Source organism: Candidatus Pelagibacter sp. (assembly GCF_965262185.1).
Lineage (GTDB): Bacteria > Pseudomonadota > Alphaproteobacteria > Pelagibacterales > Pelagibacteraceae > Pelagibacter.
In genome coordinates this window covers 54,059-79,757 of the sequence record NZ_OZ253498.1, presented here as the reverse complement: position 1 = coordinate 79,757, position 25,699 = coordinate 54,059, and the positions used below count along the sequence as shown (strand labels likewise).

At 27.8% G+C, this 25,699-nt stretch carries 34 protein-coding genes, 1 tRNA gene and 1 riboswitch; of the genes, 9 read left to right on the top strand and 26 right to left on the bottom strand.

Going from position 1 to position 25,699, the window contains the following annotated elements; translation table 11 throughout:
* The first annotated feature begins 9 nt into the window (after positions 1-9).
* From ACQY31_RS00505 to ACQY31_RS00495, 3 genes are all read left to right on the top strand, one after another.
* Positions 10-84: transfer RNA gene (locus ACQY31_RS00505), tRNA-Glu, on the top strand.
* An 18-nt stretch (positions 85-102) separates the two neighbouring features.
* Positions 103-366 (top strand): GIY-YIG nuclease family protein, encoded by a 264-nt coding sequence (locus tag ACQY31_RS00500; protein ID WP_428080081.1) that lies wholly within the window; start codon positions 103-105, stop codon positions 364-366.
* Positions 341-2,461 carry a glycosyltransferase gene (locus ACQY31_RS00495; protein WP_428080080.1) on the top strand — a complete coding sequence of 707 codons (2,121 nt, stop codon included), beginning with the start codon at positions 341-343 and terminating at the stop codon, positions 2,459-2,461. Before ACQY31_RS00500 ends, ACQY31_RS00495 begins: the two co-directional genes overlap by 26 nt.
* Positions 2,462-2,471: 10 nt before the next feature.
* On the opposite strand, the gene ACQY31_RS00490 is transcribed toward ACQY31_RS00495, so the two are convergent.
* Positions 2,472-3,425: a site-specific integrase gene (locus ACQY31_RS00490; protein WP_428080079.1), complete on the bottom strand. Its 954-nt coding sequence runs from the start codon at positions 3,423-3,425 to the stop codon at positions 2,472-2,474.
* Between the two features lie 82 nt (positions 3,426-3,507).
* On the opposite strand from ACQY31_RS00490, the gene ACQY31_RS00485 reads away from it, so the two are divergent.
* From ACQY31_RS00485 to ACQY31_RS00475, 3 genes are read left to right on the top strand one after another with little or no spacing between them, the layout of a single operon-like run.
* Positions 3,508-3,708: a DUF6356 family protein gene (locus ACQY31_RS00485; protein WP_428080078.1), complete on the top strand. Its 201-nt coding sequence runs from the start codon at positions 3,508-3,510 to the stop codon at positions 3,706-3,708.
* 35 nt (positions 3,709-3,743) lie between these two features.
* Entirely contained in the window at positions 3,744-4,181 is a 438-nt protein-coding gene (locus tag ACQY31_RS00480; protein ID WP_428080077.1) for an N-acetyltransferase family protein, read from the top strand.
* Positions 4,162-4,437, top strand: coding sequence for a methylated-DNA--[protein]-cysteine S-methyltransferase (locus ACQY31_RS00475; RefSeq protein ID WP_179850447.1), 276 nt, complete (start codon positions 4,162-4,164; stop codon positions 4,435-4,437). The genes ACQY31_RS00480 and ACQY31_RS00475 overlap by 20 nt, the downstream gene beginning before the upstream one ends.
* Before the next feature lie 543 nt (positions 4,438-4,980).
* On the opposite strand, the gene ACQY31_RS00470 is transcribed toward ACQY31_RS00475, so the two are convergent.
* Genes ACQY31_RS00470 through rplM form a run of 7 tightly spaced genes read right to left on the bottom strand, consistent with a single transcriptional unit; the run spans position 4,981 to position 10,211 of the window.
* The gene (locus ACQY31_RS00470) at positions 4,981-5,832 is read right to left on the bottom strand and encodes a DMT family transporter (RefSeq protein ID WP_428080076.1); all 852 of its coding nucleotides are present in this window, start codon (positions 5,830-5,832) and stop codon (positions 4,981-4,983) included.
* A gap of 16 nt (positions 5,833-5,848) precedes the next feature.
* Positions 5,849-6,748 carry an AEC family transporter gene (locus tag ACQY31_RS00465; protein WP_428080075.1) on the bottom strand — a complete coding sequence of 300 codons (900 nt, stop codon included), beginning with the start codon at positions 6,746-6,748 and terminating at the stop codon, positions 5,849-5,851.
* Positions 6,748-8,040: a homoserine dehydrogenase gene (locus ACQY31_RS00460; RefSeq protein WP_428080074.1), complete on the bottom strand. Its 1,293-nt coding sequence runs from the start codon at positions 8,038-8,040 to the stop codon at positions 6,748-6,750. Before ACQY31_RS00460 ends, ACQY31_RS00465 begins: the two co-directional genes overlap by 1 nt.
* A complete protein-coding gene (locus ACQY31_RS00455) occupies positions 8,037-8,261 on the bottom strand; it encodes a hypothetical protein (RefSeq protein ID WP_428080073.1) in 225 nt (74 codons plus the stop codon). Before ACQY31_RS00455 ends, ACQY31_RS00460 begins: the two co-directional genes overlap by 4 nt.
* Positions 8,258-9,280 (bottom strand): N-acetyl-gamma-glutamyl-phosphate reductase, encoded by a 1,023-nt coding sequence (argC, locus tag ACQY31_RS00450; protein ID WP_428080072.1) that lies wholly within the window; start codon positions 9,278-9,280, stop codon positions 8,258-8,260. Before argC ends, ACQY31_RS00455 begins: the two co-directional genes overlap by 4 nt.
* Before the next feature lie 33 nt (positions 9,281-9,313).
* Positions 9,314-9,751 (bottom strand): 30S ribosomal protein S9, encoded by a 438-nt coding sequence (rpsI, locus tag ACQY31_RS00445; protein ID WP_428080071.1) that lies wholly within the window; start codon positions 9,749-9,751, stop codon positions 9,314-9,316.
* Position 9,752: 1 nt separating this feature from the next.
* Entirely contained in the window at positions 9,753-10,211 is a 459-nt protein-coding gene (rplM, locus tag ACQY31_RS00440) for a 50S ribosomal protein L13 (protein WP_428080070.1), read from the bottom strand.
* 141 nt (positions 10,212-10,352) lie between these two features.
* Positions 10,353-10,419, top strand: a riboswitch (SAM riboswitch).
* Positions 10,420-10,421: 2 nt separating this feature from the next.
* On the opposite strand from rplM, the gene ACQY31_RS00435 reads away from it, so the two are divergent.
* Positions 10,422-11,750 carry an O-acetylhomoserine aminocarboxypropyltransferase/cysteine synthase family protein gene (locus tag ACQY31_RS00435; protein WP_428080069.1) on the top strand — a complete coding sequence of 443 codons (1,329 nt, stop codon included), beginning with the start codon at positions 10,422-10,424 and terminating at the stop codon, positions 11,748-11,750.
* A gap of 36 nt (positions 11,751-11,786) precedes the next feature.
* On the opposite strand, the gene ACQY31_RS00430 is transcribed toward ACQY31_RS00435, so the two are convergent.
* Positions 11,787-12,758: a COX15/CtaA family protein gene (locus ACQY31_RS00430; RefSeq protein ID WP_428080068.1), complete on the bottom strand. Its 972-nt coding sequence runs from the start codon at positions 12,756-12,758 to the stop codon at positions 11,787-11,789.
* Between the two features lie 88 nt (positions 12,759-12,846).
* On the opposite strand from ACQY31_RS00430, the gene ACQY31_RS00425 reads away from it, so the two are divergent.
* Positions 12,847-13,137 (top strand): chorismate mutase, encoded by a 291-nt coding sequence (locus tag ACQY31_RS00425; RefSeq protein ID WP_075506733.1) that lies wholly within the window; start codon positions 12,847-12,849, stop codon positions 13,135-13,137.
* Between the two features lies 1 nt (position 13,138).
* Here the strand turns inward: ACQY31_RS00425 and ACQY31_RS00420 are convergent, their stop codons facing one another.
* From ACQY31_RS00420 to ACQY31_RS00395, 6 genes are read right to left on the bottom strand one after another with little or no spacing between them, the layout of a single operon-like run.
* Complete coding sequence (locus ACQY31_RS00420) at positions 13,139-13,330, bottom strand: 50S ribosomal protein L33 (protein ID WP_023853780.1); 192 nt, start codon at positions 13,328-13,330, stop codon at positions 13,139-13,141.
* Positions 13,331-13,693 (bottom strand): MerR family transcriptional regulator, encoded by a 363-nt coding sequence (locus ACQY31_RS00415; protein WP_428080067.1) that lies wholly within the window; start codon positions 13,691-13,693, stop codon positions 13,331-13,333. It lies immediately after the preceding gene.
* Positions 13,686-13,985 carry an HU family DNA-binding protein gene (locus ACQY31_RS00410; RefSeq protein ID WP_262589169.1) on the bottom strand — a complete coding sequence of 100 codons (300 nt, stop codon included), beginning with the start codon at positions 13,983-13,985 and terminating at the stop codon, positions 13,686-13,688. Before ACQY31_RS00410 ends, ACQY31_RS00415 begins: the two co-directional genes overlap by 8 nt.
* On the bottom strand, positions 13,986-14,987 hold the full coding sequence (plsX, locus tag ACQY31_RS00405; protein ID WP_428080066.1) for a phosphate acyltransferase PlsX: 1,002 nt from the start codon (positions 14,985-14,987) through the stop codon (positions 13,986-13,988).
* A gap of 13 nt (positions 14,988-15,000) precedes the next feature.
* Entirely contained in the window at positions 15,001-15,183 is a 183-nt protein-coding gene (gene rpmF, locus ACQY31_RS00400) for a 50S ribosomal protein L32 (RefSeq protein ID WP_023853776.1), read from the bottom strand.
* A gap of 2 nt (positions 15,184-15,185) precedes the next feature.
* Positions 15,186-15,653, bottom strand: a complete 468-nt coding sequence (locus ACQY31_RS00395; RefSeq protein ID WP_428080065.1) for a ubiquinol-cytochrome C chaperone family protein — start codon at positions 15,651-15,653, stop codon at positions 15,186-15,188.
* Here ACQY31_RS00395 and bamE point away from each other — a divergent pair.
* Positions 15,652-16,137 (top strand): outer membrane protein assembly factor BamE domain-containing protein, encoded by a 486-nt coding sequence (bamE, locus tag ACQY31_RS00390; RefSeq protein ID WP_428080064.1) that lies wholly within the window; start codon positions 15,652-15,654, stop codon positions 16,135-16,137. The two genes, ACQY31_RS00395 and bamE, sit on opposite strands and share 2 nt — an antisense overlap.
* On the opposite strand, the gene ACQY31_RS00385 is transcribed toward bamE, so the two are convergent.
* The 11 genes from ACQY31_RS00385 to ACQY31_RS00335 form a co-directional block, all read right to left on the bottom strand.
* Positions 16,124-18,229 (bottom strand): sodium-translocating pyrophosphatase, encoded by a 2,106-nt coding sequence (locus ACQY31_RS00385; protein ID WP_428080063.1) that lies wholly within the window; start codon positions 18,227-18,229, stop codon positions 16,124-16,126. The genes bamE and ACQY31_RS00385 overlap by 14 nt on opposite strands.
* 76 nt (positions 18,230-18,305) lie before the next feature.
* Positions 18,306-19,265, bottom strand: coding sequence for a thiamine-phosphate kinase (thiL, locus tag ACQY31_RS00380; protein WP_428080062.1), 960 nt, complete (start codon positions 19,263-19,265; stop codon positions 18,306-18,308).
* Complete coding sequence (locus ACQY31_RS00375; protein ID WP_428080061.1) at positions 19,258-19,659, bottom strand: transcription antitermination factor NusB; 402 nt, start codon at positions 19,657-19,659, stop codon at positions 19,258-19,260. The genes thiL and ACQY31_RS00375 overlap by 8 nt, the downstream gene beginning before the upstream one ends.
* Positions 19,656-20,045 carry a 6,7-dimethyl-8-ribityllumazine synthase gene (gene ribH / locus ACQY31_RS00370; RefSeq protein ID WP_428080060.1) on the bottom strand — a complete coding sequence of 130 codons (390 nt, stop codon included), beginning with the start codon at positions 20,043-20,045 and terminating at the stop codon, positions 19,656-19,658. The genes ACQY31_RS00375 and ribH overlap by 4 nt, the downstream gene beginning before the upstream one ends.
* Entirely contained in the window at positions 20,045-21,145 is a 1,101-nt protein-coding gene (gene ribB, locus ACQY31_RS00365; protein ID WP_428080059.1) for a 3,4-dihydroxy-2-butanone-4-phosphate synthase, read from the bottom strand. The genes ribH and ribB overlap by 1 nt, the downstream gene beginning before the upstream one ends.
* Positions 21,132-21,725, bottom strand: coding sequence for a riboflavin synthase (locus ACQY31_RS00360; RefSeq protein WP_428080058.1), 594 nt, complete (start codon positions 21,723-21,725; stop codon positions 21,132-21,134). Before ACQY31_RS00360 ends, ribB begins: the two co-directional genes overlap by 14 nt.
* Positions 21,718-22,830, bottom strand: coding sequence for a bifunctional diaminohydroxyphosphoribosylaminopyrimidine deaminase/5-amino-6-(5-phosphoribosylamino)uracil reductase RibD (gene ribD, locus ACQY31_RS00355; RefSeq protein ID WP_428080057.1), 1,113 nt, complete (start codon positions 22,828-22,830; stop codon positions 21,718-21,720). Before ribD ends, ACQY31_RS00360 begins: the two co-directional genes overlap by 8 nt.
* The gene (gene nrdR, locus ACQY31_RS00350; protein ID WP_428080056.1) at positions 22,811-23,269 is read right to left on the bottom strand and encodes a transcriptional regulator NrdR; all 459 of its coding nucleotides are present in this window, start codon (positions 23,267-23,269) and stop codon (positions 22,811-22,813) included. The genes ribD and nrdR overlap by 20 nt, the downstream gene beginning before the upstream one ends.
* Positions 23,270-23,272: 3 nt before the next feature.
* Positions 23,273-24,580, bottom strand: a complete 1,308-nt coding sequence (gene glyA / locus ACQY31_RS00345) for a serine hydroxymethyltransferase (protein WP_428080055.1) — start codon at positions 24,578-24,580, stop codon at positions 23,273-23,275.
* A gap of 6 nt (positions 24,581-24,586) precedes the next feature.
* Entirely contained in the window at positions 24,587-25,012 is a 426-nt protein-coding gene (rpiB, locus tag ACQY31_RS00340) for a ribose 5-phosphate isomerase B (protein ID WP_428080054.1), read from the bottom strand.
* A gap of 1 nt (position 25,013) precedes the next feature.
* Entirely contained in the window at positions 25,014-25,652 is a 639-nt protein-coding gene (locus ACQY31_RS00335) for an aspartyl/asparaginyl beta-hydroxylase domain-containing protein (protein WP_428080053.1), read from the bottom strand.
* Positions 25,653-25,699 lie beyond the last annotated feature (47 nt).

The following is a 25,699-nucleotide window of genomic DNA, read 5'->3' as shown; positions in this document are numbered from 1 at the left end:
CAGCAATTCGGTCCCTTCGTCTATCGGTTAGGACACGTGGTTTTCATCCTCGAAAGAGGGGTTCGATTCCCCTAGGGACCGCCATATATGATATAAACCGTTATGGTTTATTACGTATACTTAATTAAAACTTTAGATAATTTCCCAAATAAAACATACGTTGGTTATACAAATGATCTGAATCAAAGATTAGCTAAACACAATACAAGCAGAGGAGCCAAATCTACAAAAGGTTATAAATGGAAATTAATATATAAAAAAAAATTTTATTCAAAATCAAAAGCGCTTTCATTTGAATATAAGTTAAAAAAAGATAGAAAAGAAAGATCAAAGATAATTTATGATTTTAACAAAAAAAAATCTTAGGATTGCAACAATATTACCCTACAAAGAAAATTATTCTTACAATAAAGCTTCAGCTGCATCACTTTGGGTCTCAGAGTTTTTTAAAAAATCAAAATATAAAAAAAATAATATAATTTATGGGCACACAAAGTATCAAGATTATTTAACAGTCAACTATAAAAATATCAAATTAAACCACATTAAATCTAAATTCAAAAGTACAACAAATGAATATGCCATAAAGTTATCTAAAGAAATAAATAATCAATTTTTTGATATAATAGAAATTCACAACAGACCTCAGTTATTATTTAAATTAACCAATTTAATTAAAAACAGATTTATTTTTTATTTTCACAATGATCCACTGTCAATGAAAGGATCCAAAACTACTAAAGAAAGATTAAAAATATTAGAATCTGTAGAAAAAATTATATTCGTAAGCGAATGGGTTCGTGAGAGATTTTTTTTAAATTTAGACAAAAAATTACAAACTAAAACAGAAACTGTTTATCCTAGCGTTAATAAGCAAAAAAAAATTAAAAAAAGAAAAAATATAATATTTGTTGGAAGATTAAATCATTCTAAAGGGTACGATATCTTTAAAGATGCAATAACAAAAATACTTGATGAATTTCCGAATTGGAAAGCATATTCTTTAGGAGATGAGGATAGAAGAAATATTTATATTCATCACAATCAACATAAAGAACTTGGTTTTCTTAATCATAAAAAAACATTAAATATTTTAAATCAATCAGAAATAGCCGTTGTACCATCTAGGTGGGAAGAACCATTTGGAAGAACATCACTTGAAGCTTCTTCACGAGGATGTGCTACAATAATAAGTGATAGGGGAGGTCTAACAGAGACAACTGACTCAGCAATTATTTTGAAAAATCTTAATTCAAATGATCTTTATATTGAAATTAAAAAGTTAATTAATAACAATAAAAAAAGAAGATCCTTACAATTGAAAGGTCGAAATAATGTTAAACATTTGATTAGTCAAAATACTAAAGTTATAGATCAGATACGTGAAAGTTGTGTTCCTTTTTTTAAAATTAATTTTAACAAAAAAAAATTAAAAATAATCAACCTATATAATCAAGGTCAGAAACTTAACCATAGACTTTTCAATATTTCTTTAGGAAAAAAATTTACAAATGGTTTTATTAGAAATGGACATGATGTATTAGAGATTAGTGATAGGGACTTTTTAAAAAATAACAAATCTTTTAGTTTAATTCCTAATAAAAATAATTTTCAAGAATTTTTAATTGAAACCTTTCAAAATTATAATCCTGATATTGTTTTTTTCGGTCATACTAAAAATATTGAGCTAAGTACGCTTGATAAATTTAAATCAATTAATAAAAATCTTATTTTATCACAATGGAATGAAGATCCTGTAATGCCTAGCCTAAATTATTCGAAACAAAATATTTCTAATATCAAACTATATTCAAATTTTGTAGATCATAATTTTATTACAACTGATCCATCGGTATTAAAAAAAGAAATTAATAATAATAATTTTCATTTTTTCTTTGTACCTGTTGATAAAAATATTGAGAGTTTTGAGGTTTACAAAATGCGTCCTAAAAAAGATTTGTTTTATGCAATGAGTCATGGTGTTAATAGAGCCACATTAAAAGAAGGAACTGAAGATGAAAGAATTAACTTTCTAGATAAACTTGTTAAAAAAATTCCTGATATAAAATATGATTTTTATGGATTTTCAAACAAGCAACCTATTTGGGGTAATGACTTTAATAATACACTCATTAACTCAAAAATGGGACTCAATCTTAGTAGAGGTAGCCCTACCAAATATTACTCAAGCAATAGAATTGCATCAATAATGGGGAACGGTCTAATGACATTTATAGATGAAAAGGTTCAAATGAGTGATTTTTTTAACAAAAATGAAATTGTTTTTTATAAAAATATTAGTGATTTAGCTAATAAAATTAAATTTTATTCTAAGAATGATAAAATTAGGCAAAATATTGCAAAAAAAGGTCAAAAAAAATACTTTAAATTATTTAATGGAACTAAAATTTCAAAATATTTAATTGATATTTCTTTAGGAAAGAAAACTTCTTTGTTTTAATTAAAATTAATTATAATTTTATTTTATTCAAAGCATTGTTTTTAAATAAACTAGCTTCTCTTATGTATCTTCTTACCATCTGTGTTGTTTTATGCCCTGTCATTGCCATAATGCTTCGTTCATCCGCACCTGAATCAGCTGCAACAGTAGCAAAACCTGATCTCAAACTATGACCTGCAAAGTTTTTGTTTTCTATTCCTGCTAATCTCAAATGTTCTTTAATTAACAAAACTACAGATTGGTCAGTTAAGCGATTATCAGTTAAATTTGATCCTTTTGAAAATCTTCTAAAAATAGGGCCAGAATTAATGTTAGAAATTTCTAACCATTTTTTAAGGTTAATTACAGGGCAATAGTTTTTATCATCAAAATAGGGTAGTCCTTTAATCATTCCCTCACCAAATTGATCAGTTTTTGATTTTTTAAGAGTTATTTTCAGACCTTCAGGTACAAATTCTAAATCTTCATAATCAATAGAAATTAACTCTGTTCTTCTAAAACCGCCTCCAAAACCAATTAGAATTATCGCTTTATCTCTAAGCTTCTTAATTTCATTTGTCTTTTGCTCATTTATTGAATTAATTATTAACTTTAAATGTTTGATTAATATAGGTTTTTTACCTTTTTGAATACTGCCTTTAACTCTTCTAATACCCATTAAATTTTCAATTATTATTGGGTGTTTGATATCTAAGTAATGACCTTTTAATTTATGTACCATACTAATAGAAACGAGGCGTCTTCTTAAAGTGCTAAATTTTGAGTTTTTAGAAAGATGGGTCAAATATAACGAAACTATTTTGGGTTCAGTTGGTAATGAGTTTAATCCATGCCTAGAGCAAAATGCTCCAAAGTCTTTAAAATCAGATTTGTATGCTCTTAATGTATTATTTGCCTTAGAACTTTTTAAATTTTCTAATGTAGCCTCATGAAGTAATTTTAGATCTGTTGTTAGCTGATTCATATTATTATTATTGATAACAATTAATTATCATTAGTAATATATTAATAGATTTTAATAGTCAATACTAATAATTATAATAATTATGATCAAAAAATCACAAGAACATCTAAATTCAGTTAATGAAAGTTATTTAGAGCATATGAGGTTAGCGTTCAAAGTAGGCTCAAAAATGATTACTGGTGGATTTATGGCTTTAATTCATGGATTAATACCTGCAATTTTCCAAAGAAATGCGAGTAATGGAATAAAAGAATTGTATAATTTTATAAACCAAAAAAGATAATTATTACAATAATTTAATACAAATAACTAATGTAAATGATTAGAAAAATTAAAAGAAAAGATAAGGAAAATTGGATAAAATTATATTGCGGTTACGCTAAATTTTATAAAGTTCCTATGAAACAAGAGATTTTAGATGCTTTATGGAGTTGGATACACGATGAAAATCATGTTGTGAATGGAATATGTTACAAAATTGAAGATAAAATTGTTGGAATTGCACATTACAGAACAATGCCAAGACCAATTAAAGGTCAATATATTGGATTTTTAGATGATTTATTTGTAGATGAACATTTTGTAGGCCAGAAAATAGCTCAAAAACTTATAAAATACATAGAATCCTTATCTAAAGAAAATAATTGGGATGGAATTCGTTGGATAACCCACTCTTCAAATGAGACAGCGAAAAAATTATATGATAAAATTGCAAAAAATACAGGATTTGAATTATATGAACTTAAAAGGGACTAAATTTCAGATAAAAGTTTGGAATTATTTGAAAAAAATACCTAGAGGAGAAGTCAGAACCTACCTTCAGGTGGCAAAAGCTATTGGAAAGCCAAAAGCTCATAGAGCAGTAGCAAATGCAGTTGGGAAAAACCCATATCCCCCAAAAATACCTTGTCATAGGGTAATTAGGACTGATGGGTCACTCGGAGGATACTCAGGAAAAGGTGGAATTAAGACTAAACTGCGTTTACTTAGATCTGAAAAAGTAGACATTTAAGGTTAAAAAAGTGTTGCAAATAAAGACTTTTAGACGATTTTCTTGAATAATCATGTAAATAGTGCTATTCACCCTTCAGTTGTACTATATATCTAAATATAACTAAATAAATACCCTCTATGGGCGATTAAAGAGCATATTCTATTACTGCATTGCTCTATTTTTCAATGATATCAACCCTTTTTTAATGTCACAAATTTGCTGTATTTTACAGGTTTTTTAAGCCACCTACCCTAGAATTTTTGATGAAAAAATATATTTAAGAATTTTGTTAGTAAAAAACTGTTGAACTTAAACACTTCTAGCAATATATATTATTTTTTAAAAGCTATTAACTAAATTTAGTGTTTTTAAATATCAATGTGTTCCACAAAAGCTGTTTATATTAATAATTATAATTAAAAACCAAAATATTACTCTACTTCACCAAGTAATAATGTGTTTTAATTATATTTATATATAAATAATTTATTCAACAATTACAATAATTTAATTAAGTATATTAATGTAAAACATTAATAATTAGTATACAAACAAATACTATTAATTGATTCTTTTTAAAATATACTCTCTTCTGGTTATATAGAGACCACTTAAGACAATTATAAAAAGACCTAAGTAAGTCCAATTATCTGGTAATTCATGAAAGAAATAATAGCTAATTAATATGTTTGTTATGATTTCTGTATAGCCTAAAGGAGCTAATTTTGAGGCATCTGCATATTTGAGTGATAAAATTAGGAAAAGATGGGCTACAGAGGCTATAAAGCCGATTAAAGCCATTAAAATCCACTGATTTGTAGTAGGATTTACCCATACAGAAGGCATAAATAAGCTAATAATGATCGTTCCTATTAAACCTGAAAGCAAAAGCGTTAAAAGAGGGTTATCTGAAGTGCTAAGTTTTCTTGTTATAATAAGGTAAAATCCATAACAAATTCCATTACCTAAAGCAGCTAAAGTAGCTAAATTAAGTTCAATAAATCCAGGTCTAATAACAATCAAAGTACCAACAAATCCTAATGATACAGCGGTCCATCTTTTTACCCCTACTTTCTCATTTAAAAAAAATGGAGATAAAGCTGTGACACAAATCGGCGCTACAAATGCTAATGTTAAAGCTTTAGGGAGTGAAATTTCAGAAATCGCATAAAAGAATAAATACGTAGAAAAAACAAATATCAAACCTCTTATTAATTGAAGAGCTGGTTTTTTTGTCCAAACTAATGATTGCCTATAAAATATAAGCATTAAAGACAAAGTAAAAACTACTGTAAAAAAATATCTAGCCCATGTTATTTGCAAAACATCCATTGATGAGCTTAAATATTTAGCAAACGCATCCATAACAGGTACAATCATCCAAGCGGATGCATTTAAAATTATAGCCTTCACAACTGAAAGATATATCTTAATAGAAATATTTTAAAGCAAAGAATATTGTTATAGGAACTGTTATAAACGACATTATAGTTGATACGACAATCATGCTTGCTATGCTATCAACAACTTCTTTTGAAGAATATATTGAGCCAACCAAATAAGTTAAAACAGCACTTGGCATTGAACATTGAATTAATAATACACCTGCAGCAAATCCAGATAAATTAAAATATTTAATTAATATAAAACCAATTACAGGACCAATAATTACTCTTCCAATTGATGAAATAAAAGCAGACTTGAATGAAAAAACCTTAAATCTTGTTAATGCTATACCTAAAGACATTAATATTAAAAAGATTGCAGCATAAGTTAACATCATGGTTGTGTTAACCAAAAATACAGGAACTTCTATTTCAAAAAATAAAAATAAAACTGATATGATAATTGCATAAACAGGTGGGCTTTTTAAAAGTAAACTAAGTTCTAATTTTTTACTCGCTAAAAAAACACCCAAAGTAAAATGAAAAAGAATTACTAAAGAGGAAATTGTTGCAGCTATACCTAATCCTTGATTTCCATACGCAAATAAACACAAAGGTAATCCCATGTTACCTGTATTAGGTAAAATAAAAGGAGGCAATTCTGTTACGATGTCTTTTTTAAGAAATTTTAAAAAAATTATTCCTATAAAACTAAAGCCAATTATAAGAATTAACGAATACCAAAAATATTCTACAAAAATGCTAAATGAGATTCCTGTAGTTGTTATTGCATAAAATACCATTGCTGGACTACCAATATTCCCAGCAAAATTTGTAATAAAATCTGTGTCTAACTTTGGGTTTTTTTTTCCAAGATAATAGCCAATAGCAATAATAAAAAATACTGGAAATAAAACTTCAAAAAGCTTGAAATAAATTTCCATCAATCAAGCAATCTAATTAACGTAGGTGATTTTAAGATATTCTTATTTTTTTTAAATATAGATAAACAGCTATTACAATTTAATTCTGTGCTTTTATGAGTAACTATTACGATTGTAGCTTTATTATTTTTTTTATCTGGAGTTTGAATTAATCTTTTAACAGAAATTTTATATTTAGCTAAACGATTGGTTATTTGAGATAAAACGCCTGGTTTATCTTTAACTTCAAATCTTAAATATAGAGAATTAACATAATTATTTACGTTGTAAGTCTTTAAAGTTTTTAGCTTATTTACACTTACACCAAATGGCTTTTTGATGTTTCCTCTTAAAATAGATAATAAGTCAGATAATAAAGATGATGAAGTAGGACCTGGTCCAGCACCCTCCCCTTGTAATACACTTTCTCCTACTGGTTTACCATTAAGAATCACAGCATTCATTACTCCATTTACATTACCAATATATGATTTTTTACTTACAAGGCATGGATGAACAGTTTCAAAAAGTTGATTATTTTTGAGTTCAGAGATACCCAGTAGTTTAATTCTTAAATCTAATTGATTTGCAATTTTAATATCTTTTAAATCAATCTTTTCTATTCCTTCAATTAAACATTTTTTATTAGAAATTTTGCTATTAAAAGCCAAAGCAGATAAAATTCTCACTTTTGCAAATGCATCAAAACCATTTAAATCTAATTTAGGGTTGCCAGGTTCTGCATATCCAAGCAGTTGAGCTTTTTTCAAAACATCAATAAAATTTTGCTCTGAATTTTCCATCTCTGATAATATATAATTTGAAGTACCATTTAAAATTCCATAAACTTTAGATAATTTATTAGTAGCCAATCCTTCTTTAATAGATCTCAATATAGGTATCCCACCAGCAACAGATGCTTCGAATTCTAAATTGACATTATTTTTTTCAGCTAGTTTAGCTAAATTGTTTCCATGTTTTGAAATTAAAGCTTTGTTTGGTGTAATTACATGAATTTTATTTTTTAGAGCTGTTTCAACTAATTTTTTAGAAACCCCATCAGATTGTCCAATTACTTCAAATAATATATCAATTTTTTCTTTTTTAAAAATTTCAAAAGGGTTTTTATAAAAAATTTTTCTATTAATTTTATATTTCCTTTTTTTATTTATATTTTTTGCAGAAATAGCTACTACATTAACTCTTTTGCCTGTTTTAAGTTCAATATCTTTTTTTTTAATAATTAGTTCATTAAATAAATAATTACCAACTTGACCAAGTCCAACAACTGCAACATTCACTATATTATTCATTTGCTTATATCTGGATATTTACTTTTTTTAGTATAGTCATCTATATAAATCTCATATTCTTCTAATGTCATTTTTGTTATATCGTCTGACTTTTTAAGTATTTCAGTTATTTTTTTTTGATTTTTTTTATTTTCAGCAGGATGTTCTGTCCAATACTGAGAATCTTTATTTAAAGAGCAATTACTTAAAAAAATTAGAAAAATAATTATCAAATATTTCATTTTAAAGCAGTTCTTTCAGGAAAATTAAATTTATTATTTAAATTTTGAACAGCCTGACCTGCTCCACCTTTGATTAAATTGTCTATTGCAGAAATAATGATTATTTTGTTTTTGTATTTTGATTTACACACTGTAATAAAGCAATTGTTTGTATTGATAACATCATTTGTGCTTAAGAGTTTATCAGAGTCTAATATTTTAACAAAATTTTCTCCCTTATAAAACATCTCAAGTGTTTTAATGATTTTTGATTGATTAACATTTTTTTCTAATTCTAAATAAATTGTACTTAATATGCCTCTAAACATTGGAGATAAATGTGGAGTAAAACTAAATTGAAAATTTTTATTTGCAAATTTGCTTAAAAATTGATGAATTTCAGAATTATGTCTATGAAAACCGACACCATAAGCACTTAAAGACTCGTATAAATTCTTATCTTTATATTTTTTATGAACTCCTCTACCGGCACCAGAATATCCAGATTTTGAATCAATAATTATATTGTCTAATTTAACTAATTTATTTTTAATTAGTGGAACAAGGGGTAATAAGATTGAAGTTGGATAACATCCTGGACATGAAATTATATTGTGATTTTTTAATTCATCACGATTTATTTCGGGTAAACAATAAATACTTTTATTCTGTAGTTTTGGAGCTCGATGTTTTTGTTTATACCATTTTAAATAATCATTAGCTTTTTTTAATCTAAAATCTGCTGCTAAATCAATTAGAGTAATATTATCATTAAGTTTTTTTGCTATATCTTGAGCTTCACCATTTGGTAGAGCTGTAAAGACAACATCAACACCATTTAACAATTTAGGATTAAATTTTACGATTTTAGGTAATTTTTTTTTTGACAGAGATTTATCATAATTAGAAATATTTTTTCCAACAGACGAGTTTCCACATAGATGTTTAATATTAATATATTTGTGGTTAATTAATAACTTGATTAATTGAACACCAATATATCCTGTAGATCCGGCAACTAATGCATTAAGCTTAGGCATTTTTTATTATAGCAGTTTAAATTGTAAAAAAAATTATCTTTTAGAAAACTGGAAGCTTCTTCTAGCTTTTCTTCTACCAGGTTTTTTTCTCTCAACAGCTCTAGAGTCTCTGGTTGTAAGCTTCTCAGTTTTCAATGTTGTTTTTAAGTTTTCATCAAAGAGAACCAAAGCTTTAGAAATACCATGAACCATTGCTCCAGCTTGACCTGTAGGTCCACCACCTTTTACGCTACATCTAACATCATAATCCGTAGCTTGATTTATAATTTCAAAAGGTCTTGTAATTTGCATTTTATGAATTTCATCAGCAAAATATTCATTATATAATTTACCATTTACATAAATTTTACCAGAACCTTTTTTTAACCATACTTTTGCTATTGAAGTTTTTCTTCTACCAGTTGCATACTTACTATCTTTAAAATCTAATTTTAGCTTAGGTGTTTTTGTATTTGATTGTAAGTTTTCCATATTAATTTCTTGCTATGTTTTTATTGTTTAGTTTATCTAGTTCTATAACTTTTGGATTTTGTGCAGCATGAGGATGTTCACTTCCAGAATAAATTTTTAATTTTGTTAATTGTTTTCTACCCAAAACACCTCCGGGCAACATTCTTTTAACTGCTAGCTTTAAAGTTTCTCCAGGTTTTTTTTCATGAAGTTTTTCTGGTGTAGTAACTTTAATTCCTCCAGGATGTCCTGTATGTCTATAGTACTTTTTATTTTGAAACTTCTTACCAGTAAATTTTGCTTGTTCGATATTTTTTACTACAACAAAATCTCCATCATCCATGTGAGGTGTATATGTAGTTTTATTTTTACCTCTAATAATATTAGATACAACAGTCGCTAATCTTCCAACAACTGCATTTTTTGCGTCTATCTCGTACCAAGATGATGAAACTTGATCTTTTTTTGTGAATTTTGTCATTGTGCGAGGATTAATACTATTAAATTATTCAAAGTCAATTTTATATTTAGCTTGTAAAACATGACTAATATGCTAATTTTAAATTGCCGATTTGATCCTATTGCGGGCATAAAACTGCTAAAATGGAATTTTCATAAAATTATAATCGGTAGGCATTTGAACTGTATTGTGCGCCTTGCATAAAGCAAAAGCACTAAAAAAGGAGTAAAAATGAGTACAAAAAGAAATAATCCAGAAACTATCGCGATACATGGTGGAGATTACAGAAGTGATCCAGCTACAAATTCAGTAGCAGTTCCAATTTATAGAACAACCTCGTATCAATTTAATAACACTGAACATGCAGCTAATTTATTTGCGTTAAAAGAGTTTGGAAACATCTATACAAGAATAATGAATCCAACTAACGATGTGTTGGAAAAAAGAATCGCTGCTCTTGAAGGTGGTCTTGCAAGTTTAACTGTAGCTTCTGGTCAAACTGCATCTACTTTTGCAATATTAAACGTTGCTCAAGCTGGAGACAATATTGTTAGTTCAACAGATCTTTATGGTGGAACAGTTTCTTTATTTACGCATACTTTAAGTAAGCTTGGTATAGAAGTAAGATATGCAGATCCTTCAGATCCAAAAAACTTTGAAAAAGCAATAGACGATAAAACTAGAGCTTTTTATGGGGAGACATTGCCAAACCCATATTTAAGAGTTTTTCCAATTAAAGAAGTCTCAGATATTGGTAGGAAATATAACATTCCATTAATCTTGGATAACACTGCTGCTCCTGTAATTTGTAAACCAATTGAGCACGGTGCTGCTGTGGTTGTTTATTCTTTAACTAAATATATAGCTGGTCATGGAACAGTTGTTGGAGGTGCACTAATAGATAGTGGAAATTTTGATTGGACAGCAGATCCAAAAAGGCAGCCGCTATTTAATGAACCTGATGCAAGTTATGGAGGTGTTGTTTGGGGTAAAGCTGTGCCTGAATTAACAGGTGCAAATGTTGCTTTTGCAGTAAGAGCAAGAGTAACTTTGTTGAGAGATTTAGGATCAGCGCTTTCTCCAGATAATGCATTCGGCGTCATACAAGGACTTGAAACAGTTGCTTTAAGAATGAAACAACACTGTGATAATGCTGCAAAAGTTGTAGAGTACTTAAAAAATCATAAAGCAGTTAAGAGAGTTATTTATGCTACAGAACATAATGAAGAGATATCAGGTCGAGCAAAAAAATATCTGAAAAATGGTAATGGTGCTTTAGTTGGTATTGAATTAGCTGGTGGTATCGAGGCTGGTAAAAAGTTCATTGAAGCTTTAAAAATGTTTTATCACGTTGCTAATATAGGTGATGCTAGAAGTTTAGCAATACACCCAGCAACAACTACTCACAGTCAATTAAATGAGGATGAATTAGCTGCTTCAGGTGTAACTCCAGGATATGTTAGACTTTGTATTGGTTTAGAACATATTGATGATATCATCGATGATTTAGATCAAGCCTTAGACAAATCATCAAAAGGTAATTTAAAAGCAGTTAGTTAATTTAATTTATATGTCTACAAATAGAAATTAATTAATCTATCTTTTGTATTTTGAGATAAATAAAAAATACAAAGTTGAAAGTATTATCAAAATAGAATTTATCTGGTGTAAAGATGCAAATAACATTTTTACTCCAGATAAAATAGTTATCACACCAAGAAAAATTTGAAATGCCAAAGTCAAACCAATTACAGTGATAGGTTTGTATAATTTTTTGTTTCCAGTGTTAATTACCTTAAAGAGGATTAAGGCATAAAAGACAATAATTAAGTATGCTAAATTTCTATGTATAAATTGAACAATAGAAGGATTATCAAAAACTTTTAAATTCAAAAACTCTTCAAAACTACTGTCATCAGGAAAATAATTAACACCCATCAATGGCCAAGTGTTATAAATTTTACCAGCATCCATTCCAGATACAAAAGCGCCTATAATTAGTTGCAAAAATAATAAAACTAAAAAAATTTTTACTATAAAAAAATTAATAGAGACTGTTTGATTTGAAGAGGATGATAACTTTAAAAATTGCCAATATACAATTGATAAAATGATAAAAGCTGTAACTAAATGTATTGCCAGTCTATAATGACTAACATCTATTCTCTCAACTAATCCACTTGATACCATGTACCAACCCAAAAATCCTTGAAAACAAACTAGTAAAAAAATAAGTCCATATTTTTTTATAATCCAAACCCCTTGTTTTAGTGAAAAATAAACCATTGGGAATAATACGGTTAAACCAATTATTCTTCCTAACTGCCTGTGCCCCCACTCCCACCAGAATATTACTTTGAATTCATCAAGAGTCATATTAAAGTTTTTTTGGCTGTATTCAGGAATTGTTTTATATAAACTAAAATATTCCAACCATTTTTCATTTGTAAAAGGAGGAAAAAAACCAACAAATAATTCCCAAGTAGTAATTGATAAACCGGAGTCAGTTAATCTAGTCAAGCCTCCAACCAATATTATTAAAGAAACTAAAACTAATAATGATAGCATCCACAGTTTAAGTTGATTATTTAAATGATTATTCTCACTGTACATGCTCAGATAAATATAATAATTATTAAGTATTCCAATAAATTAAATGTCGCCAAATAATAAAAAAAAACTAGATTTAATAAGAGTTAAGCTAGATAAATTAGACAATAAACTGTTATCACTTATAAAATATAGAACAAAGCTAGTTGAGGAAGTTTTAAAGCTTAAAGAATTTAAAAAAGAAATCGTAGATAAGAAAAGAATTAATTTTATTTTAAAAAAAATTAAAGCAAAATCCTTAAAACAAGGCATAGATCCAAAAATAACTAATCGCATTTGGAAAAATATGATTTGGTCTTATATTGATTACGAAAGAAGAAATTTTAAAAAAAAATAATTTATTTACTATGTGGTGGAAGCTTTTTCTCCACAAACATTTCATGTTTTCTAGTATCAGGATTGTATTTTTTTGCAGATAATTTTACCTTAGCTTTTTCGCCACCTGCAGGTTTTTTTACATAATAAAAGTAAGGACTATCTGGTTTAGCTTCAGGTACCATTCTAACTTTTACGTGTGTTTTTTTTGCCATTTATTTTAGTGTTTTTAAAATACTTGATATTTTAGTTAACTTATTTTTTAATTTTTCAGCTTTTATAGATTTATCTGCCATTTCGTCAAGCTTTAAAGTATCTTCATTATCAAGGATCTTTTTAACTCCATTAATTGTCATTCCTTGATCTTTAAGCAAATATTTAATCTTCTTAAGAAGATCAATATTTTTTTCATCATAATATCTTCTATTGGAATTAAGAATTTTTGGCTTGATTTGTTTAAACTGTGTTTCCCAAAATCTTATTATGTGTGTAGGCAAAGAACCTTTCTTATTGACTTTTAAGTCTAAAATTTTAGCAACTTCACCAATAGTTTTATAAGCCTGATCAGCTTTATCCATAATCTTTAAGATTTATAAACTCTTTAAATTCTTTTGAAGGTTTAAATAAAACAACATCCCTACTAGTTATTACTTTAGTTTCCTTAGTTTTTGGGTTTCTACCAATTCTACTTTTTTTTTGTCTAATAGAAAAAGTTCCAAATTTAGATAATTTTAGCTTTTTCTCAGATTTAATGTTGGAAACAATTGTTGATAAAAAATCATCAATTAAATTTTCTGAAATTTGTTTAGAAAAACCTAGTTGCATATAAACTAAATTAACTAAATCTTTTTTAGTTAAATTTATTCTCATTTAAAGATTCTGTTTAATCTTTTCTATCAAATTACCTTTAACAATTCTATGGCAAACATCTAATGAGTTAGCAAAGCCAACGTAATCGGTACCACCATGACTTTTTACTACTGGAGAGTCCAATCCTATAAAAATTGCACCATTGTAAAGTCTTGGATCTAATCTTTTTTTAAATTTTCTTAGATTTGTAATATTTAAAAGTGAAGAAAACTTACCTATCCAATTTCCAGTCATCGCTTTTTTTAATTCACTTGTAATAAAATTTGCAGTTCCCTCTGCTGTTTTTAATGCTACATTTCCTGTAAATCCATCTGACACAATTACATCAACTTCACCATCCATTATGTGATTACCCTCGATATATCCTGAGAAAATAAAATTTTCAGATTTTTTGTCATTAAGAATTTGATATGTTTCTTTTATTACTTCATTACCCTTTAATTCTTCTGAACCAATATTCAATAAAGCAACATTGGCCATTTCATTTGGATATAGCGAGTTATAAAGTGCAGCTCCCATCGAAGAAAAATCACTTAGATTTTTTGCACTGCATTCAATATTGGCCCCAAGATCTAATACAACGCTCATGCCTTTTTTATTTGGCCACAGCGCAGATAGAGCTGGTTTATCTATATTTTCAATCATTTTAAGATTCAATTTTGATACAACTAATAGAGCGCCAGTATTACCAGCGGATATAACTATATCAGCATGCTTTTCTTTAACACTTTGAATAGCAAGCCACATACTTGTGTCTTTTCCTCTTTTTGCACCTTCTAAAGGACTGTCCGTACTTTTAATTGCATTCTCTGTATGAAAAATTTCATAGAACTCTTTATTAATTTTATTTTCAATTAATGGAGAAATTTTATTTTTATCTCCAAATATTTTGTAAAGGATGTTTTTATTTGATTGATGGTTGTAAACAATGCCATCTATAACTTTTTTTGGTGAACCATCACCTCCCATTGCATCAACTGCAATTTTAGTTTTTTCGGACATTTAGATTATTATACTATTCTTTTGGGTCTAAAACTTGTCTACCCTTATACATACCTGTTTTTAAATCTAGATGATGGGAAAGCCTGTATTCACCTGATTTTTTATCCTCAACTATATTTTTAGTTGAAAATTTCATTGTTTGTGCCCTCCTCATTCCAGTTCTGGAAGGGGTTTGTTTTCGTTTTGGTACTGCCATAATTATGGGTTACTTACACTTTTTAAATAATAATTCAAAGTTTTTTTTGACAAATCTAAGTTAAATTCATCAAAATAATCAAGTAAATCATCAATATTATTAAAATCTTCTAAAAATATTGATAATTTTTCAATTTTATCTGATTTTGATAAATCATCCCAAAAATGAATCTCAGAAACCATAGAATGGAACAAATTGATATAATCTTTCATTTTTTTGTTTATAGATTGGTCTCCGTATCCTATTTCTCTAATGCTTAATTCTAATTGTCTAAAGTTGTAATCATAAATTTCTTGTAAAACTTTTTTATTTTCTTCATTTTTATAGTTTTTGAGAAAAAATGAAAAATGAAGTAAAAATAAAGTCAACCGATCAGAAAAGCTGTCTTCTCTATTTAAATCCTTATATAAATCTTTATTTCTAGTGAAATTAATCAATTTATTATAAATATATATACACTCATTGCTCATGAATAAATTATATATATTTTTTTTATTTTTAATACTTTCAAATTGTACTATTAAACCTGTGATAAAACACCATGGTGTACCAAATTTAGATAAAAAACAAAACACTCTTATAATTAATAAAACTAATAAAAATGATATTATAAAAATTTTAGGATATCCATCAACAAAAAGTAAATTCGATAATGATTTATGGATTTATATTGAAAGAAAACAAACACAATCAAAATTAAAAAATTTAGGAAAAATGAAAATTGATACAAATAATGTATTGGTTTTAGAAATAAACCAATATGGAATATTAGAAAAAAAAGAACTCTATAACAAAGATAATATGAAAAATCTAAAAATTTCTAAAGATATAACTGGTACAGAACTTAAAAAAAATTCCTTTTTATATAAATTTTTCTCAAGTATGCGGTCTAAAATCAACGACCCTCTTAATAAGAGGGCCGAAAGTCGTAAAAAAGAAATTAGCCAGCGATAACTGCTAACAATAATAATGCAACAATATTTGTAATTTTAATCATTGGGTTAACTGCTGGACCCGCGGTATCTTTATATGGATCTCCAACGGTATCACCTGTTACAGCAGCTTTGTGAGCTTCTGAACCCTTGCCTCCATGATTTCCATCTTCAATATATTTCTTGGCATTGTCCCATGCACCGCCTCCAGCAGTCATAGAAACAGCTACAAAAAGTCCAGTAATTATAACTCCTAAAAGCATAGCACCAACTGCAGCTAAAGCAGCAACCTGACCACCTATTGATAGAATTATAAAATATAAAACTACAGGTGATAAAACAGGTAATAATGATGGAATTATCATTTCCTTGATTGCTGCAACAGTTAACAAATCAACTAATTTTGCATAATCAGGTTTTTGTTTTCTTTTCATGATACCTGGAAATTTTTTAAACTGTCTTCTAACTTCGACTACAACAGCTCCACCTGCCCTTCCAACAGCTTGCATTCCCATAGATCCAAATAAGTAAGGCAACATACCTCCAATTAACAAACCAACTACAACATAAGGATTTGATAAATCAAATGTTACAACGATACCTTCAAGAGCAGAGCCTGCTTCTTTAGAAAAATGCTTGATATCTTCAGTGTAAGCTGCAAATAAAACTAGTGCACCTAGACCGGCAGAACCAATAGCGTATCCTTTTGTAACAGCTTTAGTAGTGTTACCAACAGCATCTAGAGCGTCGGTAGTTTTTCTAACTTTTTTATCCAAGTTAGACATTTCAGCTATTCCTCCAGCATTATCAGTAACTGGGCCATAAGCATCTAACGCAACAACCATTCCAGCTAAAGCCAACATTGTTGTAACAGCAATTGCAATACCAAATAGACCAGCAATAGAATTTGTAATTAAGATACCAGCAACAATTATTAATGCAGGTATTGCTGTTGCTTCCATTGAAACAGCTAAACCTTGAATAACATTAGTTCCATGACCAGTTGTAGATGATAAAGCTACTGATTTAACAGGTCTATAACTTGTTCCTGTATAATATTCTGTAATCCAGATTAATAAACCTGTAATAACTAAACCAATTACTCCACAATAGTACAAATCCATTCCATTAAAGGTATTTCCATTAACAGTGTATACATTTGTAAAACCAATTACATAATCAGTAACAGGCCAAAGAATAAGTAGTGATGCAACTGCAGATACAATAAATCCTTTATATAATGCATTCATCACATTTTTATCTTTTCCAAGTTTAACGAAGAATGTCCCCAAAATAGATGTTAATAAACAAGCACCACCAATTGTTAAAGGATAAATCATCATATTAAGATCACCAACAAAGAAAATTGATGAAAGAACCATTGTAGCTACAATAGTAACGGCATATGTTTCAAATAAATCAGCTGCCATACCAGCACAATCTCCGACGTTATCTCCAACGTTGTCCGCAATTACTGCGGGATTTCTTGGGTCGTCTTCGGGTATACCAGCTTCAACTTTTCCAACTAGGTCAGCCCCAACATCTGCACCTTTGGTAAAAATACCTCCACCTAATCTTGCGAAAATTGAAATTAAAGATGCACCAAACCCTAAGGCAACAAGAGCATTAACAATCTCTCTCTCATCAACTTCATATTTAAGTAATAAAAAATAATATACTGCTATTGCCAACAATGCTAAACCAGCAACCAACATACCTGTTACAGCACCAGACTTAAAAGCCACTGAAAGACCTTGAGCTAGACCTTTTCTTGAAGCTTCAGCAGTTCTAACATTAGCTTCTACAGAAACTAACATACCAACATATCCTGCTATACCAGATAATGTTGCACCTATTAAATAACCAAGTCCAACTAACGGGCTGAATGCAATACTAACAATTACAAGAACAGCTGCACCAACAATTGCAATTGTTTTGTATTGTCTTGCTAGATAAGCTTTTGCTCCGATTTGAATGGCTGAAGCAATATCTTGCATTTTTGCATTTCCTGCACTTGAATTTAAAATGTTTTTTCCAGTAAAAAACCCATAAACGATAGATAAAAAACCGGCTCCGATTGTGTATAATAAAATAGTTTCTACAGTTGCACTCATATAACCCTCAGTTGTTGGTTGTTAATTTTTTAAGCCCGGACAATACAAAAAAAGTCAAAAAAGACAATAATTAACTTCAAAATTGATGGATATAACCACTTTTATTATTGGCGATTTCTCTGCCTTTTTGGTCTAAAATTAAAGACTTGTTTTTACCAGATAAAATAGTTCCTATTTTAGAAATTTTTACATGAAGAGATTTACTTAATTTATTTATGATTCTGGCTTTGTTTGGTTTTGCAGTAAACAAAATTTGATAATCATCTCCATTAGAAACTAGATCAATTTTTTTTAAATTCTTGCTATTGATAAGGTTGGTAAGATTTCTTGATACAGGAATAAGCTTTTCATAAATTTTATAAGAAACATTTTGCTTGTTTATTAATTTATTCAAATCTGTGATTAAGCCATCAGATATATCCATAGAACTAGTTGCTAGAGAAAGTAAATTTTTAGAAAACTTATTTTGGATATCAGGCATATAAAATTTATTTATAAAATACTTCGTTTTAGATTTATTCAACTTAATTTTATTTTTTAAAACTTGAAGTCCAATAAAACTATCACCCAAATTTCCTGTAACATATATATCATTATTTACATTAGATTGATTTCTGTAGATTATTTTTTTTGAATATCCGACTGAAGTTATTGTAAAGCTAAGTTTATTAGAAAAAGTTGTATCCCCACCTCCTAATAATAAATCATATTTTTTCTGCTCTTGCCTTAAAGAATTAGATATTTTTTTAAGATTATTTTTTGTAAAGTTTTTTTTATTCCCTGATCCAGCAATAAAATAATATTTTGGCTCAACTCCTTTACAGATTAAATCAGAAATTGAAGATCTTAAAATCTTTTTAATAACTAAATCTGGTCTTTTAAAATCTATAAAATGTGTACCTATATTGTAGGTGTCTACTGAAATAACTAATCCTTTTTTTTTATCAAAAAAAACATCATCGTTTAAATTTAAAGCTGCTTTATTTTTTTTAGAAATATTGGAAAAATAATTGTTTATTAATTCAAATTCATGCATTTGTTCTTAATTTTTTTCCAACATTATCAAGCAAAGCATTCAGATACTTAGTTTGTGAATTTTCTAAGAAATAATTTGATGAATTTAAATACTCTTTAATAATTATGTTTAAGGATAAATTAGGTTTGTACATTAATTCATATGTAGCAGCTTTTAAAATAGTTTGAAAAACCTTATCTAAATTTTCAAAAACAAATTCTTCGCCTAATTTGTTTTTTAATTCATCTATAATTAGATCATTTCTTTCGATAGTTCCTAGTACAATATCTTTAATAAATTTTTTAAATCTGTGTTTTGGAAACTGTAATTCATCGTCTTCATTATAAAATTTACCATAAAGTTTTTGAATTATTATAACTCTAGGATTATTTTTTGGATTAAAATGTGTTCTCATTTTTGAGATAAAACAGAAATTACTGCTGCAGCTACTTCCGCACCCTTTTTTTTTCTGGCTTTAGCTTGAGACATATTCAAACAAGTAATTATTCCATTCCCAATTGGTTTTTTACTTGAAATTGATAATTTCATAATACCACTGATTGCTGCTTGAGAAATAAAATCAAAGTGAGGAGTTTGACCTTTAATAACACAACCTAAAGCTAAAAAGGCATCATACTTATTTATGTTTTTTGAAATAGTCACTGGTATTTCAAATGCTCCTGGAACGTTAATAACTTTTATATTATTTTTTTTTGGGATTAATTTTAAAGCACTTTTAAACAATCCATCTGCAATATCTTTGTAATAATCAGCTATAACAATCAAAATTTTTTTCTTCATTATATCAATTCTTGTTTAGTAATTTTTATACCATAACCATCTAAACCAATAACTTTTTTTGGAGATTTTGTGATTAATATCATATTTTTAATTTTTAAATCTTTTATAATTTGAGCTCCAATTCCATAATTTCTTATTAATTTGTCATTACCCTTTTTATAAAAATCTTTATTTTTATAATCTTTCAGAGTTTGTGTTACAGATTTTAAATTAGAGTCTTTAATAAATACTAATACACAATTGTTATATTTTTTAAAATAATTTAAAGTTTTGTTAAATGAGTTTGGTATTTGTTGATTAATTAAATAATTTTGAACTACATTTGAAGAGATTACTCTTACCCTTGGAGTAATACCCTTTTTTATTTTTCCCTTAATAAGAGCAAAATGTTCTGAACCATCAATTAAATTTTCATAAATTCGAATATTATACTTTTGATCTTTTACAATTATTGAGCTTTGCTTTTTTAATTTAATTAATTTTTCTTTTTTAAGTCTATAGGCAATCAAATCTTCAATCTTACCTATTTTAAGTTTATGTTTATTTGCAAAATTAAATAAATCCTTACCTTTGGCCATTGATCCATCTTCATTCATAATTTCACAAATAACAGCTGAATTATTTTTTTTTGCCAATTTTGAAATATCAACTGAAGCTTCTGTATGCCCAGCTCTAACAAGTACACCTCCATCTTTTGCTATTATTGGAAACACATGACCTGGAGATACAATTTCATTTTTATTAGCATTTTTCTTTGAAGCAACTTTAATTGTTTTAGCTCTATCCTTTGCTGAAATTCCTGTTGTAATTCCTCTTTTTGCTTCAATAGATATAGTAAATGCAGTTTTATTTCTAGATTGGTTAACTGGTGACATTAATGAAAGATTTAACTTTTTTGCTTGAACACTATCAAGTGCCAAACAAATTAAACCTCTTCCATACTTAGCCATAAAATTTATATTTTTTGAATTAGTATCAGATGTTGATATTACTAAATCGCCTTCATTTTCTCTTTTTTCATCATCAACTAGTATGAACATACCACCTTTTCTAGCAATATTAATAATAGTTTCTATTGATGCAAAATTACTTTTTGTCATAAAAATAATTTCTTACATATTTAGACAAGATATCAATCTCAATATTTACCAAACTAGATTTTTTTAAAGTAGATAAATTAGTTTCTTTATACGTATGAGGGATAATCCAAATTTGAAAACCTTTTTTTGTAATTTTTGAAATTGTAAGAGAAATACCATTTACACATATTGATGCTTTCTCTATTAAATGTTTCCTTTCCTTTTTTGGTATCTCAAAATCAAAAAGATAAGATTTATCAATTTTTTTAATACTATTAACTATTCCAACCGTATCCACGTGACCTTGGCAAATATGGCCAGAAATTTTAGTTCCATATTTCAAAGGTAACTCTAAGTTCAAAACATCATTTGTTTTGAGAAATTTAAATTTGGACCTAATTAAAGTTTCATTAGATAAATAAAACTCCATTATTTTTGACTTATACGAAATTAATGTGAGACATACCCCATCACATGCAACTGATAATCCCATATCTTTTGATGAAACCTTTAAGTTGCTTTTAACAAATATATTAATACCTTTTGGTCTTTTGGTAATTCTTTTGACGTTACCTTGGTTATATATAATTCCGTTAAACATAATTTTTATATAAATCTATTTTATCTTTTTTTAATTTCAGATTTAGTTTTGACTTATATCTATATTTTGATTTTAAAGTATTTAAACTGTTAAATTCAACAAATTCTGTATTTTTAGATAGATTATTTGAACTTTTAAACAAATAAAATTTATTAAAAATTTCATCTTTTATGAATGATTTTGTAAGTTTATCTCCACCTTCAACCAATAAATTTCTACTTCCTAAAGAATAAAGTTTTTTTAATATCTGTTTTAATTTGAATTCTTTATTTTTATTAATTTTAGATTTTATTAATAAGACTTTTTTAGATTTAAATAATGAGATTTTTGATTTTGTTGCTTCATTATAAAAAATAATTGTTTTTATTTTAGTTGCTGATTTTATTAAGTAAGAATTTAGATTAGAATTTAGCTTATTATCTAAAATAACTCTTATAGGTGAAAAATTATTTTTGTTTTTAAGTCTACAATTGAGTTTTGGATTATCCTTATTTAAGGTTTTGTGTGAAATTAATATCGTATCATTTTTATATCTTAAAAAATGTGAAAATTTATCAGAATAAATATTGGTAATTTTTTGCTTTTCTTTACTATAAATTAAATTATTCTTCGAAATTGCAATTTTACCTGTAACAAAAGGTATTTTATTTTTTCTGTTAAAAAAATAAGGAAAGTAAAACCGACTGATTTCTTTTTTTAAAAGATTTTTTCTAACTTTTATTTTACTTGATTTTAAAATATAGAAAGATTTGCCACTTACGCGTTCGTCAATATCAGAAATTGAATAAATAACTTCTGATATTTTTGATTTAATTATTAAATTTGTACATGGGGGTGTTTTTCCTTTATGACAACACGGTTCTAATGTGACATACATCTTTGAGCCAGCAACATTTTCAATAGAATCTTTAATTGCATTTCGTTCAGCATGAGGCCTTCCATCATGTGAAGTCTGTCCTAAAGATATAATTTTATTATTTTTAACAATTACACATCCAACAGATGGATTTATACCGGTTAAACCTTCGCGAGCAATTGCCAAATTAAGGGCAATTTGCATGAATTGTTTATCTTTACTGGTAAAATTATCTTTTTTTGTAGACATCTAATCTGTCCACGAATTGCACAAAGTCTTTTTCTTCTCTAAAATTTCTATAAACGGAAGCAAAACGCACATATGCTACAGGATCAAGCTCTTTTAATCCTTCCATAACCATTGTTCCAATTGTGCTTGTTGATATTTCAGTTTGTCCAAGTTCTTCTAATGATCTTGAGATTTTACTTATAAATTTTTCTGCAGTTTCAGTATCAATTGGTCTCTTTTTTAATGCTATATAGATTGATTTAGATAATTTATCTCTGTCAAAAGAAGATTTTCTTCCATTTTTTTTAACAACCATTAATTCTCTAAATTGAATTCTTTCAAAGGTAGTAAATCTTTCACCACATACACATAATCGTCTTCTTCTGATTGCAGTTCCATCTTCAGTTGGTCTAGAATCTACAACTGATGTATCACCTTTTTTTTCACAAGGACAAATCATTATTTATAAGTTTTTATATATTGGAAATGATGAAGTTAGATTAATAACTTCATGTCTTACTTCGTTTTCAACTTTACTGTTATCATCAGGGTTTTCAGATAAACCTTTAATAGTTTTTGTTATCAATTCACCTACAGTTTTAAATTCATTTAATCCAAATCCACGTGTAGTAGCCGCTTGAGTGCCCAATCTAATACCCGATGTAATCATTGGCTTCTCTGTATCAAAAGGTATTCCATTTTTATTACATGTTATGTTGGCTCTTGATAGACTTTCTGCTGCAAGATTTCCTTTAACATTAAAAGGTCTTAAGTCAACAAGCATTAAATGAGTATCAGTTCCATCTGAATAAATTTTAAACCCATTGTTTTTTAAAGTTTCAGCTAAGATTTTTGCATTAGCTAAAACAGATTTTATATAATCTTGAAATTCTGGTTGAAGAGCTTCTTGAAAACCAGCAGCTTTAGCAGCAATAATATGCATCAAAGGTCCGCCTTGATAACCAGGAAAAACAGCTGTGTTAAACTTTTTACCAAGTTCCTCGTCATTAGATAAAATTATTCCACCTCTTGCACTTCTAAAAACTTTATGTGTAGTTGAAGTTACAACATGAGCATAATCACATGGATTTGGATAACCCTTACCAGCCACAAGTCCTGAGAAGTGTGCCATATCAACCATTAAATAGGCTCCAACTTTATCAGCTATTTCTCTAAATCTTTTAAAATCAATTACTCGAGAATAAGCACTGCCGCCTGCTATTATTAATTTAGGCTTGTGTTCTAAAGCAAGTCTTTCAACATTATCATAATCAATAAGCTCAGAATCTTTATCAACGTCATAACCTATAGCGTTAAACCATTTACCTGACATAGATATTTTTAATCCGTGGGTTATGTGTCCGCCTGAATTTAAACTCATGCCCATAAATGTTTCACCAGGATTTAATAAAGCTAAAAACACAGCACCATTTGCTTGGGCTCCAGAATGAGGCTGTGCATTTGCATATTTACAATTAAATAATTTTTTTAATCTTTCAATTGCAAGACTTTCTGCAACATCTACATGTTCGCAACCATTATAGTATCTTTTTCCAGGATAACCTTCAGCATACTTATTAGTTAAAACTGATCCTTGAGCTTCAAGAACTGCTTGTGAAACTATATTTTCTGATGCAATTAATTCTATATGTTGTTGTTGTCTTAAGAGTTCGTCTTTTATAGCTTTATATAATTCAGGGTCCTTGCTAGATAAACCATCTTCAAAGAAACTCTTATAACTATCGTTTAAATAACTTTTTTCACTAGACATAATTATTTATATTTTTTTTACTCTTTTTAAGTGTCTCCCACCTTCGAACTTTGTATTTAAAAAAATGCTAATAAATTTTAATGCATTTTTTTTAGTTAGCAATCTAGAACCTAATGTAATGATATTTGCATCATTATGCAATCTAGATAATTTTGTAGATTTTTCATTATAGCATTGAGCAGCTCTAACATTTTTATGTTTATTTGCCACAATATTCATTCCAGTTCCTGATCCACATACCAAAATACCAATATTTTTTTTTGATGAATTTACTTTTCTTGCAACTTTATGTGCAAAATCTGGGTAATCAACGCTATTCTCATTTGAAGGGCCAAAATCTTGGAAATTAATTTTTTTCTTTTCTAAATAAATTTTAATTGCTTCTTTAAGTTTGAAACCAGCATGATCTGAAGAAATAAATATTTTTTTCAAATTAATTGAATTTATAATCTAACACACAAGCAACAAGGTGGACTCTATTTTCTTCACCACCATTAAATGCATTATGATATTTTGTGTTATTAGTCACCCACACAGAACCATCTGCAGGCATATGTTTTGCAACATTATCTATGACCATTAAGCATCCAGGATTAGTTACAATTGGAATGTGCAATCTTGGTTCTGGATCTCTATGCCAACTTAAAGTTGATCTTGGTTCTTTTAGTAAAATTCTTACTCTACCCAATTTGTATTTCCTTGATAAAACATCATACACTTCTTTAAAATAAGTGTTCTCATAGTCTTTTATAAATTCAGAATAAGCTGCCTCATCTATTTGAACGTCTCTTGAAACCTCTTTTCCAGTTTTATCAGGCTTAGTCCAGTATACACCTCTAGCTTTATTACCCTTGGTCGAGTCAGGATCACCAGGTATTTGTGTTAATGAAATTGCTCCAAAATGAGTTATCCCAGCGTCTTCAAATTTTTTTGTCTGAATTATTTGGTTATAGGCTTCTTGAAGTTTATTTATATCAAATTTCAAGTTTTGTTTTTGAAAATCACTAAAATCTAAAATTCTATCATCTTTTTTTAAGTTTAGGTTTACAACTTTTGTGTTATCATTACTCATAAAAATGGTTTTGTACTTAATTTAAGATTTATTTGTATAATACATTT

Excerpts from the sequence above, each read along its gene's own strand:
- ACQY31_RS00500 (WP_428080081.1), top strand. The coding sequence starts at position 103 with ATGGTTTATTACGTATACTTAATTAAAACTTTAGATAATTTCCCAAAT.
- ACQY31_RS00495 (WP_428080080.1), top strand. The coding sequence starts at position 341 with ATGATTTTAACAAAAAAAAATCTTAGGATTGCAACAATATTACCCTAC.
- ACQY31_RS00490 (WP_428080079.1), bottom strand. The coding sequence starts at position 3,425 with ATGAATCAGCTAACAACAGATCTAAAATTACTTCATGAGGCTACATTA.
- ACQY31_RS00485 (WP_428080078.1), top strand. The coding sequence starts at position 3,508 with ATGATCAAAAAATCACAAGAACATCTAAATTCAGTTAATGAAAGTTAT.
- ACQY31_RS00480 (WP_428080077.1), top strand. The coding sequence starts at position 3,744 with ATGATTAGAAAAATTAAAAGAAAAGATAAGGAAAATTGGATAAAATTA.
- ACQY31_RS00475 (WP_179850447.1), top strand. The coding sequence starts at position 4,162 with ATGAACTTAAAAGGGACTAAATTTCAGATAAAAGTTTGGAATTATTTG.
- ACQY31_RS00465 (WP_428080075.1), bottom strand. The coding sequence starts at position 6,748 with ATGGAAATTTATTTCAAGCTTTTTGAAGTTTTATTTCCAGTATTTTTT.
- ACQY31_RS00460 (WP_428080074.1), bottom strand. The coding sequence starts at position 8,040 with ATGAATAATATAGTGAATGTTGCAGTTGTTGGACTTGGTCAAGTTGGT.
- ACQY31_RS00455 (WP_428080073.1), bottom strand. The coding sequence starts at position 8,261 with ATGAAATATTTGATAATTATTTTTCTAATTTTTTTAAGTAATTGCTCT.
- argC (WP_428080072.1), bottom strand. The coding sequence starts at position 9,280 with ATGCCTAAGCTTAATGCATTAGTTGCCGGATCTACAGGATATATTGGT.
- rpsI (WP_428080071.1), bottom strand. The coding sequence starts at position 9,751 with ATGGAAAACTTACAATCAAATACAAAAACACCTAAGCTAAAATTAGAT.
- rplM (WP_428080070.1), bottom strand. The coding sequence starts at position 10,211 with ATGACAAAATTCACAAAAAAAGATCAAGTTTCATCATCTTGGTACGAG.
- ACQY31_RS00435 (WP_428080069.1), top strand. The coding sequence starts at position 10,422 with ATGAGTACAAAAAGAAATAATCCAGAAACTATCGCGATACATGGTGGA.
- ACQY31_RS00430 (WP_428080068.1), bottom strand. The coding sequence starts at position 12,758 with ATGCTATCATTATTAGTTTTAGTTTCTTTAATAATATTGGTTGGAGGC.
- ACQY31_RS00425 (WP_075506733.1), top strand. The coding sequence starts at position 12,847 with ATGTCGCCAAATAATAAAAAAAAACTAGATTTAATAAGAGTTAAGCTA.
- ACQY31_RS00420 (WP_023853780.1), bottom strand. The coding sequence starts at position 13,330 with ATGGCAAAAAAAACACACGTAAAAGTTAGAATGGTACCTGAAGCTAAA.
- ACQY31_RS00415 (WP_428080067.1), bottom strand. The coding sequence starts at position 13,693 with ATGGATAAAGCTGATCAGGCTTATAAAACTATTGGTGAAGTTGCTAAA.
- ACQY31_RS00410 (WP_262589169.1), bottom strand. The coding sequence starts at position 13,985 with ATGAGAATAAATTTAACTAAAAAAGATTTAGTTAATTTAGTTTATATG.
- plsX (WP_428080066.1), bottom strand. The coding sequence starts at position 14,987 with ATGTCCGAAAAAACTAAAATTGCAGTTGATGCAATGGGAGGTGATGGT.
- rpmF (WP_023853776.1), bottom strand. The coding sequence starts at position 15,183 with ATGGCAGTACCAAAACGAAAACAAACCCCTTCCAGAACTGGAATGAGG.
- bamE (WP_428080064.1), top strand. The coding sequence starts at position 15,652 with ATGAATAAATTATATATATTTTTTTTATTTTTAATACTTTCAAATTGT.
- ACQY31_RS00395 (WP_428080065.1), bottom strand. The coding sequence starts at position 15,653 with ATGAGCAATGAGTGTATATATATTTATAATAAATTGATTAATTTCACT.
- ACQY31_RS00385 (WP_428080063.1), bottom strand. The coding sequence starts at position 18,229 with ATGAGTGCAACTGTAGAAACTATTTTATTATACACAATCGGAGCCGGT.
- thiL (WP_428080062.1), bottom strand. The coding sequence starts at position 19,265 with ATGCATGAATTTGAATTAATAAACAATTATTTTTCCAATATTTCTAAA.
- ACQY31_RS00375 (WP_428080061.1), bottom strand. The coding sequence starts at position 19,659 with ATGAGAACACATTTTAATCCAAAAAATAATCCTAGAGTTATAATAATT.
- ribH (WP_428080060.1), bottom strand. The coding sequence starts at position 20,045 with ATGAAGAAAAAAATTTTGATTGTTATAGCTGATTATTACAAAGATATT.
- ribB (WP_428080059.1), bottom strand. The coding sequence starts at position 21,145 with ATGACAAAAAGTAATTTTGCATCAATAGAAACTATTATTAATATTGCT.
- ACQY31_RS00360 (WP_428080058.1), bottom strand. The coding sequence starts at position 21,725 with ATGTTTAACGGAATTATATATAACCAAGGTAACGTCAAAAGAATTACC.
- ribD (WP_428080057.1), bottom strand. The coding sequence starts at position 22,830 with ATGTCTACAAAAAAAGATAATTTTACCAGTAAAGATAAACAATTCATG.
- nrdR (WP_428080056.1), bottom strand. The coding sequence starts at position 23,269 with ATGATTTGTCCTTGTGAAAAAAAAGGTGATACATCAGTTGTAGATTCT.
- glyA (WP_428080055.1), bottom strand. The coding sequence starts at position 24,580 with ATGTCTAGTGAAAAAAGTTATTTAAACGATAGTTATAAGAGTTTCTTT.
- ACQY31_RS00335 (WP_428080053.1), bottom strand. The coding sequence starts at position 25,652 with ATGAGTAATGATAACACAAAAGTTGTAAACCTAAACTTAAAAAAAGAT.